The sequence below is a fragment of the Bradyrhizobium ivorense genome, from assembly GCF_900696085.1.
In the GTDB taxonomy this organism is placed as follows: domain Bacteria; phylum Pseudomonadota; class Alphaproteobacteria; order Rhizobiales; family Xanthobacteraceae; genus Bradyrhizobium; species Bradyrhizobium ivorense.
Genome location: NZ_CAADFC020000016.1, coordinates 1000911 through 1014575 on the forward strand (window position 1 = coordinate 1000911; position 13665 = coordinate 1014575).

Below are 13665 nucleotides of genomic sequence, written 5' to 3' on the forward strand. Positions count from 1 at the left end.
AAAACGGCCCTTAGGGATGTCCGGCCTGGCAGCCAGAACCTGGCGAATCTCAGGCCACGATCGCGACGATAAGCGGCTTGACCCCGACGATGTTCATGACCCGTGTCAGATTATAAGCCAGAACCGAGAGAGCCATCTCGGTAGCTACTTTTGGAAGCGTTTTGGTCAGGAAGTGCGTCGCTCCCATGCGGGCGGATGCTCGACTGTCTCGCGACGCTGGCGCATCGCTTCTGGGTTTGCATCAGGGCGCTGCTGCACGGCCTCGAGCAGATGCTCATGCTCCCACCGCGCAATTCGCCGCTCCGGCCCGGTTGTGCATTGCGATTTGAGCGCACAATTTTGACAGGCTGTGGTCCAGTAGCTGCCGCAGCATCTTACCGTCTTCTTCACTCGTATAGCGATACGGCAATCGCTCCCCAGCCGGGCATCGATAAGCGTCCTCCTCCGACAAATAGGCAAAGTCCTGCTTGCCGAAGCGCCCATCCGCCTTGGCACCCGATGTCAGCGGTTTGGGCAAGGTTACCGTGATGCCTGCTTCGTGGCAGGCGAGGATTTCTGGGCTGTTGAAGTAGCCGCGATCGGCCACGGCTTCGAGCGTCTCGGTCTTCAGAACAGCCTTCGCCTGCTTGGCCATATTGGCAAGTTGTGCTCGATCTGAACCGCTGTCCTGGCGGAAATCCGCGATCGCCTTGTGATCTGGAGTGAGCCGACCCAGCAGCCACATCACCTCGACATTGCGGCCGGACTCTCGTTCGAGCCGTCGGCTCGACCGCACCCGGCTCAGATAGCCATAGATGTAAAGCTTGAGGAGCACCGAGGGGTGATACGACGGCCGACCAGTCGCCGCCGGCTCAACCCCCTCAAAGCCCATCTCAGCCAAATCGAGCGCATCGACAAATACGTCGATCACGCGAACGGAGTTGCTCTCGTCAATGAAATCATCGAGGCATTCGGGAAATAGCGTCCACTGCCCACGATCCGCCTCTTCAACCAAGCGACCCATCAATTTCTCCCGAGAATCACAGGAGAATCATAACCGCGGCACCGCGTTTTCACACAGCCAGGGTCATTTGCGAACCTCAACCTGAGACGCGAAGGTCAGCGAGGGGCCAGAAGCGGAAGTTGCGATCTGGGATTACGGCTCCCAGGAATCAGGCTTTCTTAACCCAGGATACCTGGCGAGAACGAACTAGGACATCGAAGTCAAACTACCACATCACCGCTGCCATCGAAATTCTCTGGCGGCGGCCCTGGAACGATTGGTGAAACAACACTACGATCGATCAGCGATGCGATAGACTCGTGCGCTGCCCTCGACACCGCGCAGCGGTGCCTCGAATCGCTCGACATCGCGACCCGTCAAGAGCTCACGAACACCGGGCGCCGTGTACAGCGCTTCCGTCAGACAGATTTCGCTGGCATCCGCGAACGATTGCACCCGCGCGGCTATGTTCACGGTCTGACCGAAGTAGTCGAGATTCTCATTGAGGGTCACGGCAATAGATGGGCCGCAGTGTGCGCCCATCTTCAGAATGATGGCAGGCTGGCGTTGCTCGCGGTTGAATTGGCCGATCTCCTGAAGCATGTGGAGCGCCGCTGACACGGCGTCGACCGGCCGGGAAAACGCTGCCATTACCGCGTCGCCGATGGTCTTCACGATTGCACCGGCGTGCCGTTGAGCGGCGGCGTCGAGCAGAGCGAAATGTTCCCGGACCAACGCATAGGCATTAAGATCTCCCAGATGCTCGTAGAGCGCGGTTGAGCCTTTCAAGTCAGTGAACAGGAGTGTCACTTGCCTGATGCCCAGGCCTTCCTCCTCGTCCACCCGCTCAGAGCGGAAGAGCTTCCGGAAGGTCTGGCGCGTCAGCAGCATGCCGCCGGAAACATAGGGGTCGAACTCGAGCGTTGGCTTCTCTGGCATGGCCACGATCTCGGGCGGCCAGTTGATCAAGAGCAGCGAGCCGCGCCTGGCGCCGGTATTGTTGATCTCGAAGACGGTGGGTCCCGACGGGACGGCCGAAACAGCGGACGTGAAACGTTGCCCATCGTAAGTGATGCGAATGGTGGCGGGAGTGCTGACGCCCGGTACGGCCACAGATGGGTCCACGACCGGAAGCATAAAGCCGGCCTGCGTCTGGACGTTGACGCCTGAGAGGGCGCCCGGCCCAATCTCCGCCTGCAGCGTCGTGGTCACGCCTGCCGGCAAATATGTCATGCCGCGCACGAGCGTACGCAGGACATCGACAAATCGGGTTTGGCCGCCGGGCAGCCGCCCGCTCTCCGCAAATTTCAGCTTCCAGTGCAGATCTTCAATCGAGAGCTTGTCAACGTCGTGCAACGCGAGACGCCGAATTTGCGGCGAGACGGAGAAAGAAGCCTCGATAAAGTCGTCGAGGGCCGTCTGACCATCAATATCGCACAGCCCGCAGACGAAATGGCTCCGGAGTGCCCTTAGCTTGCCGAAGCTTTCCAGTACCAAGCCAGAATGGGGGCATAGAATGTCCCAATGCAGGTCGAACAGCCCGGCGCGGGCGGCGTGGAGGAACAGATCGATTGCCTCTGGCTCGGCCACACCGCGATCGCGGGCGAACGCCAGGGGGTTTGCGCGGAAGATGCTGACCTCGTCGCCGCTACGGATCAGCGTTTCGAATTTGGAGATCACGCGCGGGCTCCAGGCGCGAGCCTGCTCGATTTGAACCATCTTGCTCTCGAGAAGCCGTTCGTCAATCGATGTCATCGACAGCTCCTGACTATGCCAATCTCGCGACCACCTATCAATTTGGGGACTTCACGGGCAACCGCTGCCGGACCCGGTCCGAATGATAACACAGCCACACGTCGGACTGCATCAACCCGCCGCGTTGCTTTTGGGCCATAAGCCGTCATTCGATCGCCTCATCGGATGGTGGGCTACTCGGGCAACCCCGCCTTCCGAAGACCGTCAGTCACCAGCTGCGCGTTCGATTGCCCGCTCAAAGCGATCCATCCAGATATTCTAAAGGTAGGATTGACCTCAAGCAGACGCGCCGCCGCCTCACGCGCCTCCGCGTCGCGTCCGAGATGGGCGAAAGCGGACGCGCGACAGAGGTAAGCATACGAATGGGACGGGTTGAGACGCTGAGCTTTCTTTCCTGCGACGATGGCCTCGTCAAAGCGACGAAGCTCAACAAGGGCCATCCCCATCCCGGCAAACATCGTCGGGTCAATCGGGCTCATGCGAATGCCACGTTCAAAGCACCGAACCGCTTCCTGCGGTAGCCCCGCAGCTCTATAAACCCAGCCTCTGCAGCTCCATGCGTTAAATGAATTGGGGTTGAGCGCGACCGCCCGATCTGCCATTTCGAGCGCACTTTCACTATCGCGGACCACGTAAGCCGAGATTAGGCTAGCTCCTGCTAACGTGCTCGGATCACCATCGTCGATGCGCAATGCCAGGTGAGAAAGCCGCACTGCTTCCTTGAGCTCGAATTTAGGATCGGTAGAATACCCAAAAACAACGTTGTTCAGGTGAAAGACGCTTGCCAGAGAAGCGGCTCGACCACCTGGGTCCAGCTCCAAAGCGCGACGGGCCAGCCTGATCGCTTCGGCCAACCCCTCGCGGGTCACAGGGAAGGACTGCTGAATGGCGCGGAGGAAAAAATCATAGGCGGTGAGGTTCTCCGGTCGCCGCCGCGCCGATAATGCGACTTCTGTTTGAAGTATCTTTGGCTCAATGGCCGAGACGACTGCCAACGTGACCTCGTCCTGAAGCGCAAAAACGTCAGTCAGGTCACGCTCAAACGTGTCCGCCCATATGTGCGCGCCCGTAACCGCATCAATCAACTGCCCCGTGATACGAACTTTCCCCGCTGCCTTGCGCACAGACCCCTGAAGGATATAGCGCACGCCGAGCCTGCGGCCGACCTCCTTGATATCAACGGCCTTGCCTTTGAACGTGAAGCTCGAATTACGCGCGATCACGAACAACCACTTGAACCGCGAAAGCGCCGTGGTGATCTCCTCAACCATCCCGTCCGCAAAATACTCCTGCTCGGGATCGCCGGACATGTTCTCAAACGGAAGTACGGCGATGGCGATGGCAGCCTTGTCGGGGAGCGGAGGGGCTGCACTCAGCCCCTCTGTCAGCGCGCCATGCGCACCCGCGCGCACGGCGTAAGCGCGGATCGGCTTGGAGATGTTCTTGAGTTGCTGCTCGCCTCGATCGTCGAAGCCAGCGTCCAGCTTGCCTTCGACCTCGGCGTACACCTTGTCGGAAATCAGGATGCCACCTGGATCAGCAATCCCCTCCAGCCGGACCGCAATGTTGATGCCGTCGCCATAGATGTCGCCGTCCTGGCCGACGATGACATCGCCCAAGTTGAGCCCGATGCGCAATTTGAGGGGACTGCTGCCGGCGGCGAGGTGATCCTGTAACTCGAGCGCGCATCGTGTGGCGGACAAGGGGCTTGCGAACTCGACGAGAGCACCGTCTCCGGTTGTCTTGATCAGGCGACCGTCGTGGCGAGACAGGCTGGGCTCGATTAGATCGCGCTTGAGCCGCTCGAACTCGGCATAGGTGGCTTCTTCCGCCTTCTGCATGAGCGCAGAATAGCCAACAACGTCCACCGCCAAGATGGCCGCCAATCGCCGTTGAACACGCCCCTCGGGCAATGCTGCCCCCTGCATTCAAGATCAACTTGCAGGGATCAAACCACATCAACGGGCCACTCCGCCAGTTGATTTGCCGGGCCGGAAGCAGTCGTCGGCGGGTAGCTTCGATCGCACACGGCCCATGGCCCGAGCGGGCAATCCGTTGCAGACGAGCGCAAAAGCCCGGCAGCCAGTTAAGGCCGCCGAGCGGGCGCAAATATGAACTCGATCAACGCCACGGATATGCTGCGGCGCGAGACGAATTTCCAGCCCGGATGAATACGGTGGCTTTGGCATGCTTCCGGACCGCTGAAATAAGGAGCGGACCTGGCTCAGGCTGCTGGTGCACAACGACACCGCCAAGCGCGAACGTCGAAATTAATCGCAAACGCGATTCCAGCCAGCGCGTTACTATGGGCTTCATTCGGGAATATGGGATTCAACTCAAAACATTCAGGGTGTCGAGCAGACCAGGTTTCGCTTCATGGTCGCTATCTCGCCGTTGTTAATGTTCTTTGCGACTTTTGCGCCGCTGTTTCGGCGATGGCCTAGACGTGTGTTCGATTTTAGTCTCAGCACAATGCGGCGAACGTCCTTTTTCAAAGAAAGGCGTTTCATATTCACGTCGATGGTACGCGCCGCGGTCGACAGCTCTCGGCTCCTTGAAAAGATATCATCTGCATCACACTACGTCTCAGGCCGGCCTTGGTTGAGAAGTATTGTTTGAGGGGCCTGCATGGTCTTCGGCCGTGAAGGGCATTGAACGTCGATGACTTCGGAGAGCAGATCGGCCGTCCCCTGTAGGCTATTCCGCACTTCGACAAGCCTCCGATTTGAGACCACAACTGGTCGATGAGATAACCGCAGCACGCATTCGAATACCTCATCTGAGTTGCGCATTAGCTGCAATAAGTGCTCGCCGCTTGGGCCATTTGATCCTGACAGCCAGTTTTTTGCGGTTCGCTCATTCGCACCGGTCCACCGCATCAACGTCTTATGGGCTCTATGACTGTTGCCGAGTTCGGACCGCAGCACGTCGGCGATCAAGGCCGCATAGGTGGGAGCTCCGATATCGGCGTCGCCCGGAAACTTCTTACCCGTTTTTGGAAACATGTTTCCTCCCAAGCTGCGCTATGGTTTCACTCACCGCATCATGTATTCTTGACGCTAGTGGGGCGGCAATGTTCCCAGGCACTTCTACGAACCAAATGCAAACTCCGCCACACGATCAGAGCATGTCAGCAGCCGAGTACGTGCGGATGTCGACTGATCATCAGCAATACTCGACGGCAAACCAATCCCAAGCCATTCGCGAATATGCCACACGGCACGGCTTTCAAATACAGACGACTTACGAAGACAATGGCAAGAGCGGCCTAAATCTGGATGACCGAGACGCGTTAAAGCAACTCATAGACGACGTGCAAAGCGGCGCGGCAGGCTTCTCGACAATCCTGGTTTATGACGTCAGTCGTTGGGGCCGCTTTCAGGACGCTGATGAAAGCGCGTATTACGAATACATCTGCAAACGAGCCGGCATCTCCGTGCGCTATTGCGCCGAACAATTCGAGAATGATGGAAGCCCCGTTTCGACCATTGTTAAAGGTGTAAAGCGGGCGATGGCCGGCGAATACAGCCGTGAGCTTTCGGTCAAAGTCTTTGCCGGGCAGCGACGATTGATCGAACTCGGCTACCGTCAAGGCGGACCAGCCGGCTACGGACTAAGGAGACAACTAATCGATCAGAACGGCGCACCCAAAGGGGCGCTGGTGCGCGGCGAGCACAAAAGCATTCAGACCGATAGAATCATTCTTATTCCTGGTCCCAATGAGGAAATCGAGACCGTTCGATTTATCTACGAGAGTTTCGTGTATCACGCCAAGAGTGAGCGCGAGATTGCGTCCTATCTCAATGGCAAGGGTATCTTCACCGATCTCGGCCGCCCCTGGAATAGGGCCACCGTGCACCAGATCCTGATCAACGAAAAGTATGTCGGCAACAATGTCTGGAACCACTGCTCTTGCAAGCTGAAGGGTCACCGGGTCCATAATCCACCCGAGCGCTGGATCCGACACGACAAAGCGTTCAATTCGATTGTCGATGACGAGACTTTCCAGGCAGCACAAAAGATCATCAACGATCGCGCCAAAACATATTCCGATGAAGAATTGCTAGACCTGCTGCGGGGCCTGCTCGAAAGGCACGGCTACTTGTCTGGACTCATTATCGATGAATTAGAGCTTGGGCCGTCGAGCAGCGCCTACCGCGCCCGCTTCGGAAGCCTTGTCCGGGCATATGAACTGATCGGTTTTACCCCGGATCGGGACTATCGCTATATCGAGATCAACCGGGCACTGCGGCGAATGTATCCCGAGCTGATCGAGACAACGGTTCACGGTATCGAAGAGATTGGCGGCACAGTCGAGCAGAACGTCGAAACCGACCTCCTCTCCGTCAATGACGAATTCACGGCCTCGCTATGTTTGGTTCGTTCGCAGGAGACGATGGCCGGCTCACATCGCTGGAAAATTCGGTTCGATGCCGGCCTGCGCCCGGACATCACTGTCGCGATTCGCATGAACCAGATGAACAGCGCCATCCTCGACTACTATCTGTTGCCGCGCTTCGAGATTGAGCACTCTCATGCGGCACTCGCCGAAGACAATGGCTTGGCGCTGGATGCGTACCGCTTCGATAGCCTGGATATGCTGTTTGAGCTCGCCGCGCGTTCGCAATTGATGGAGGTCAGCTATGGGCTCGGTTCAATCCATTGAGATGGTTTCGATCGGCGCGATAGACGTGGTGAACCCACGGGCTCGCAACCGGCGTGTCTTCAAAGAGATTGTCACGAGCGTTGCAGAACTCGGGTTAAAGCGGCCGATCACGGTGAAGCGGAAGGCGGGTGACGGCGACCAGCGCTACGACCTTGTCTGTGGTCAGGGGCGGCTCGAGGCCTACCAGGCGCTCGGGCAGCGCGAGATTCCGGCGATCGTCATCGATGCGACCAATGAGGACAGCGCGATCATGAGCCTGGTTGAGAATTGCGCCAGGCGCCAACATCGCTCGATCGACCTGCTGCACGATATCGACGGTCTGCGGCAGAGAGGATACGAATTCGATGACATCGCCCGCAAGACGGGACTGACCGTCGAATATGTGAGGGGCGTCAGCAACTTGCTGGAGAACGGCGAGCAGCGGCTGTTGCGCGCGGTCGAGGCCGGGCAGTTGCCGGTCAGCATTGCCGTCTTAATTTCCCAGGCCGAAGACAATGACGTCCAGAACGTCCTGCAACACGCATATGAGGAAAAGCTATTGCGCGGCCAGCGTTTGCTTGCAGCCAAGAAATTGATCGAGCAGCGGCGACGCCGCGGCAAGGGATACAAAACCGGCCCGCGCCGGAGCGACGATGGCCCGATCAGCTCGAATGCCCTGCTGCGCGCCTACCGGCAGGACGTTGACCGCAAGCGTGTCCTGGTCCGTAAATCCAACAGCACGAAGGCGCGGCTGGTCTTCATTCTGGAGGCTTTACGGAAGCTCCTCACCGAGCCGGACTTTCTAACCATCTTGGAAGGTGAGAAGCTCGATACGCTGCCGAAGAACCTTGCGGTCCGCCTACACGGCCAGGCATGAGCCATGGCGCGCCGGCCTCATATTTCCGTCCGCATGGGCTTTGAGGAGCGCACGCTCACCGTCCGGCTTGCCGATATCCAGCCCCTCAAGCTGGTGTCGGAGGAGGTCAAGCGCTCGGCAAAATACCGCCAAATCGTGGCCTCGATCGCAGAAATCGGACTGGTCGAGCCGCCCGTCGTGGCGCGCAGCCGGGACGCAAGTGGCCGATTTCTGCTGCTCGATGGTCATCTGCGGCTGGAGGTCTTGAAGGATTCCGGCCTGGTGGAGATCGAATGTCTGGTGTCGACCGAAGACGAGGCCTTCACCTACAACAAGCGGGTCAACCGCATCGCGATCATTCAGGAACATCGGATGATTCTCAAAGCGATCGAGAAAGGCGTCTCGGAGGCGCGGATCGCAAAAGCACTCAATGTCGACGTCGCCAGCATCCGTCGTCGCCGCAAGCTGCTAGATGGCATCTGCGTCGAAGCAGTTGAGCTGCTCAAAGAAAAACATCTGACCCTCAATACGTTTTCAGAACTGCGCAAACTGGCGCCGATTAGGCAGATCGAGGCCGCGGAGCTGATGATCGCGATGAACAATTTCTCGAATAGCTACGTGCGCTCGCTGGTGGTGGCGACGCCACGCGGTCAATTGGCAGCCGGCTATACTCCGCGCCAGCCCAAGGGGCTGTCGGACGAGCAAGTTGCATTGATGGAACGAGAATCCGCTTCGCTCGCCCGTGAGTTCAAGGTCGCCGAACAGACCTATGGCACCGACCATCTCGATCTGGTGTTGGCGGTCGGCTACGTCTCAAAACTGCTGCGCAACGGCAAGGTCGTTGGCTATCTGGCAAAACACTTCCAGGAGCTGCTGTTTGAATTCCAGCGGATCACGGAATCCGAGGCGACCGCGGCCTAACGGCCTGCCTGTTCGGCAGGCCCTTTAGTCAAGTTGGCTGCATTCGCGTATTGAAGATATGGAATTGCCACGTCTTCGCTCAACGTAAAACAGAGACATGTGGCGCACGACGCTAACTCGCAGCTGTTCCACACGTGGACGGCTTGCTAAGTCAAATAGCATAGTCTTCGTTGCGCCCTCGGCTTCAATGACCCGTCGCGGGGTTGATAGTTTAGGCCATTGCCTGATCAGATATGTGTAATCCATTTCACACCCGACCACTGGTTGCACCAGGAGTAATTATTTTGTACCTTAACAGAACAACCATTTCTGAGGCCGCGTAGCAGCGGGGATGCTTGCAACCAGGAATTTTCAAGAGCCCATCATACACGAAATCATTTAACGCATCTTTTACCCGCTCTACTGAGCGCGCATAGCGGAAGCAGAACATGAATGGCAATCATTCACTGCTTGATGATTTTCTTCCACTCAAGCTGCTCGATCGAATTCACGGCAGCGAAGGTCGTAGACCAGCGGCAATTCGGTTTCCCGCAGCCGTGATGTTTGTTGATGTATCTAGATACACGGCGCTCGTAGAACAACTCGCGCACCGCGGGCGTAAGGGGCTTGAAGAACTTCCGAGACTTCTGAGTACCTCGTACGGTCGCTGCTCCGAGCATGTCGTAGAACTCGGAGGTGAACTCCTCTATTTCGCCGGAGACTCGTTGCTGGCGTATTGGGATACTGAAGCCGACCATCTTGGAGACGCCGTCCGACGAGCGGTCGAGTGCGCCGATATCATCTGCCAGGGCGGCAACGATGCCAGGCGTCGCGGCGTCAGCGAGATTATCCCAGCTCTTCATATCGGAATAGGCGCTGGCGACCTTTGGGCTGCAGCTCTGGGTGATCTGTCTAATTGGAAACTAATAGCGGGCGGGCAAGCCGTTGCCCAAGCTGCTGCGTGCCAGGGCGTCGCTCGCAGTTGGAGCTACGAACTCTCTGACTACGCGAAAGGCGTGTTGGAGACACACTCGACCGGTGCACTGAATATCTCTCCCATGGAAGCCACACGCGTGCACAGGGCTCCGATTGACTGGCTAGCGGCCTTCCTACCGCCGCAGGTGAGAGAGCGTCTGGCACATTCAAAACCAGCGCGCATCCAAGGGGCGCTGGCAACCGAATTCGACCCCTTCGGACAGGTCGATGACGATTTGTCGGCGCTAGACGAAATAAGACCAGTCTCGGCGGTTTTCACACGCATAACCGGTCTCGATTGCCTACATCATTCGGCGTTATCGCAACACCAAGATCTTTGTGTTGCGTTGCAGGACGTTACTCGATCTCTAGGTGGCCCACCGGGCGAGTTTTTCTATGATGATAAAGGGCTTGTCTTTTCCACTGCATTTGGAGCCCGGGGCACCTTTCACCGAGATGATCCGCGGCGTGCTGTCCATGCAGCACACTCTATTAGTCAGGCCGTCGACCGGCTTGGGCTATCCTCATCGATCGGTGTTGCTACGGGCGACGCCTTTTTTGGAATTGTGGGAAGCGTGCGCCGCCGCCAGCTTATGTGGCACGGCGCCCCGATCAACCGTGCTGCGCGACTAATGGTGGCAGGCGACAGACGCGTTCTGTGCGACGCGCCAACAGAGCGGTCCAGTCGAACTGCATTCAAATTCGAACCGCAAGGTACGCTTCAATTAGCCGGGCTCGGAAACGTGGCAGCGGTTTTTCGCCCCATGGAGCCAAACGCAGCTAGTTCTAGCTGCGCGTCTTTGGTTGGTAGACGCAATGAACTGGAGTTTCTAACGCGTACATTCGAAGAAGTACAAAACGGCGGTAAGAGGCTGCTGGTCGTTCAAGGCGAAGCTGGCATCGGCAAATCCACGCTGATCGCTTCGTTTGCCGAAGAGCTCCGATCCTCAGGGACGTTGGTGTCTGTGGCGCGAGCCGAGCGCGATGATCGTAGGACGTCGCTTTTGCCGTGGCGACGGCTGTTGGCATCTCTTTTAAGTCTGCCATCGGATATCGAGGGCCGTGCGGTCTTAGACGCACTTATAACTTCCGTGAAGGATGATTCGGCAATTGTTGAACGACTGCCGCTGCTGGGCGGGGTCTTGGACGTTGAGATTGCTGAGAGCGATAGCACGCGCCATCTACAGGCAGCCCACCGCGGTGATGCAACCATGCGCCTGGTCGGTGACTTACTAGGCGCGATCGGTCCACACCCGTTAATTTTGATTCTTGAGGATAGCCAGTGGCTTGATTCAGCCTCTTGGAGACTCGTCGAGTGGGTCCTCGCTAGCCGTTCGTCTGTGTTGATCTTGCTGTGCGTGCGATCGGAGGAAGTACCCGAGGAGCTCCGGGCCATACAGCGGCGCGCCGATGCGGCGAGAGCAACCGCGTCGGGTACTGACCTGGATGATCCAACTCGCTTCTGCCGCTTTATGACAATCGAAGACCTTAATGATGCTGAGATTCGTGAGCTTGCCGCGCGTATACTTGGCACCGTCCCGCCAGAGCACGGACTGGCCGATAGGATTTCTGCGCTAGCTTGTGGCAACCCCCTGTTCGCGGAGGAGATCACCCTCACACTAAAGACTGAGGGATTGGTAGCCATACGCGACGGTTGCTGGCGCTCAATCCGACCGCTGGACGAGCTTCGGTACTTCGAAGGTGTCGAGCGGGTTATTCGAGAACGAATAGACCAAGTAGACCCCAAGACTCTGGAGGTCTTGAAGGCCTCAGCTGTTATCGGGCGATCATTTTCGTTTGATTCTCTTAAGGTGCTGCTGAAGCACACATCCGCGGAGGCTATACGGTGCAATCTCGACTTGCTCGTTGCGGCGCACTTCATTCGAAGCAGTGGAAGTGCCGGAGAGTACGAGTTTCGACACGATCACATTAGGGATGTTGTGTACGCTTCAATTTCCGCGGACTTGCGCCAACGATTCCATGGAACCCTGGCTGATTGGCTAGAGCAAACAGAAGACGCTACTGCTGGTGGTGATATAGCAGCTCTTGTCCAGCACTTCGAAGCCGCCGGCCAGAATGATAAGGCCGTCACTTACGCCGAGATCGCAGCGGCCAAAGCGTTGCAGGTCGGCGCATTCCGTGAGGTAGAAGCCTTTCTCGGTATATGTTTCAGCCATGAATCACGCCAGCCCATCCTGACGAAGGAGCAAAAGCTACGAGCGGTGCGACGGCGGATACAGCTAGCCGAAGCTCAGTACTGTCGAGGCGATATTCATGCTCAGGGCGTCGCCGTTCGTCGAGCACTTACTCTCGCGGGAGAATCAATTCGGAGTTCATCGGTCAGCGGGGTCCGCCGCCTTCTCGCAAGTGCGGCACAGCTCCTCCTTCAGCAGCTCTTTACTCCAACAACGTTTAAATACTCTGCTACTGCACGGGCTTGGGAGCGAGAGTTGGCTCGATGCCACAGCCAAGCAGCCATGGTCGACTATTTCGAGCTTCGATTTATCGAAAGCATGCGCCACCTTATCGAGGCTGTCGTTCATGCCGAGCGAACCGGAATCACGACGGAGCTCGCTATAGCATCATCCCAAGTAGCGTCCGGCTTCGGGCTCATCGGCCTTCGTCGCACTTGCGAATATTTCATCAGGAAGGCCGAGCGCGTCGCCATAGCTCTTGGCGATCCGGCGACACATTCCCACGTGTGCTACTTGGATGCACTCTGGCAGGTCGGCCGTTGCAATTGGCCAGCGATTGACTATCGCATTAAGCAGTCGCAGGAGCTCAGTTTGCAGGCGGGTGATCAACTGCGATGGTCTAATGGGCAGGTCATTCGATTCTGGTCTCTTTTTTATAGAGGTGATTGGACCAACTTGGAGGAGACAGCGAATGCGCTTTTATCGCGCGCTCAGAGCAGCGGAAACATCCAACAGGAGATATGGGCACTGCGATGCAAGTCCCTGTGTGCACTGCAGGCCGACAGACCTCGGGAAGCGATCGACATACTAAAGCTTATCACCTCCTCAATGTTTGGATCCGCCGACCTTGCTGCTTTCGTATCATCGAAAGGCTCATTAGCCTTAGCGCTGTCTCGCGTCGGCTCCAATGACGAGAGCCTTCAGGCCGTTGATGAGACGCTTCGACTACTGCGCGCGATGCATCGTCCGACATCTCATAGCATACTCGTTGGAATATCTGGTGTTTGTGAAGTCCTCCTCCGTGGCCGCGAGACCGGCCTGTCGCGAGAGTATGACGAATGGAGTGAGTGGGAAACACAAGCTCTTTATCAGCTGAAACGATATAGTCTCGCCTTCCCCGTCGGAAGAGCACAGTACCGTCTATGGAAAGGCGTCGCTAACTGGTTGGATGGGGAGAAGGATCAAGCGCTGGCTGTTTGGAACGAAGCTTTGTCTGCCGCGGAGAAGCTCTCGCTGCGACAAGACAAAGCGATGATTTCCGCTGAAATGAGGCGCCGACAAGATCGAATTTGACATTATAAAGCCGTCGTGGCCATTCCGTTTTCCACCGGCCAAGATCGCTCGGAGACGATATTCG

The 13665-nt window shown here is 57.4% G+C and carries 8 protein-coding genes and 1 pseudogene; 4 read left to right on the forward strand and 5 right to left on the reverse strand.

Features of this window, described 5'->3' with window-relative positions; all coding sequences use genetic code 11:
• Window positions 1–49: 49 nt before the first annotated feature.
• The 4 genes and pseudogenes from CI41S_RS24680 to CI41S_RS24695 form a co-directional block, all read right to left on the reverse strand.
• Window positions 50–1003, reverse strand: a pseudogene (locus CI41S_RS24680) (transposase).
• Between the two features lie 270 nt (window positions 1004–1273).
• Window positions 1274–2737: an adenylate/guanylate cyclase domain-containing protein gene (locus CI41S_RS24685; protein ID WP_139861937.1), complete on the reverse strand. Its 1464-nt coding sequence runs from the start codon at window positions 2735–2737 to the stop codon at window positions 1274–1276.
• Window positions 2738–2910: 173 nt separating this feature from the next.
• Window positions 2911–4605, reverse strand: a complete 1695-nt coding sequence (locus tag CI41S_RS24690; protein ID WP_244626697.1) for an adenylate/guanylate cyclase domain-containing protein — start codon at window positions 4603–4605, stop codon at window positions 2911–2913.
• A 711-nt stretch (window positions 4606–5316) separates the two neighbouring features.
• Window positions 5317–5742: a hypothetical protein gene (locus CI41S_RS24695; RefSeq protein WP_175607162.1), complete on the reverse strand. Its 426-nt coding sequence runs from the start codon at window positions 5740–5742 to the stop codon at window positions 5317–5319.
• Window positions 5743–5864: 122 nt separating this feature from the next.
• Between CI41S_RS24695 and CI41S_RS24700 the strand changes: the two genes are divergently transcribed.
• From CI41S_RS24700 to CI41S_RS24710, 3 genes are read left to right on the forward strand one after another with little or no spacing between them, the layout of a single operon-like run.
• On the forward strand, window positions 5865–7403 hold the full coding sequence (locus CI41S_RS24700; RefSeq protein ID WP_139861938.1) for a recombinase family protein: 1539 nt from the start codon (window positions 5865–5867) through the stop codon (window positions 7401–7403).
• Window positions 7381–8259, forward strand: a complete 879-nt coding sequence (locus CI41S_RS24705) for a ParB/RepB/Spo0J family partition protein (protein ID WP_139861939.1) — start codon at window positions 7381–7383, stop codon at window positions 8257–8259. Before CI41S_RS24700 ends, CI41S_RS24705 begins: the two co-directional genes overlap by 23 nt.
• Before the next feature lie 3 nt (window positions 8260–8262).
• Window positions 8263–9159, forward strand: coding sequence for a plasmid partitioning protein RepB C-terminal domain-containing protein (locus tag CI41S_RS24710; RefSeq protein WP_139861940.1), 897 nt, complete (start codon window positions 8263–8265; stop codon window positions 9157–9159).
• A gap of 443 nt (window positions 9160–9602) precedes the next feature.
• Here the strand turns inward: CI41S_RS24710 and CI41S_RS43660 are convergent, their stop codons facing one another.
• Window positions 9603–10001, reverse strand: a complete 399-nt coding sequence (locus CI41S_RS43660) for a hypothetical protein (RefSeq protein WP_172628174.1) — start codon at window positions 9999–10001, stop codon at window positions 9603–9605.
• An 876-nt stretch (window positions 10002–10877) separates the two neighbouring features.
• On the opposite strand from CI41S_RS43660, the gene CI41S_RS24715 reads away from it, so the two are divergent.
• A complete protein-coding gene (locus tag CI41S_RS24715) occupies window positions 10878–13601 on the forward strand; it encodes an ATP-binding protein (protein ID WP_172628175.1) in 2724 nt (907 codons plus the stop codon).
• The last annotated feature ends 64 nt before the right edge of the window (window positions 13602–13665 follow it).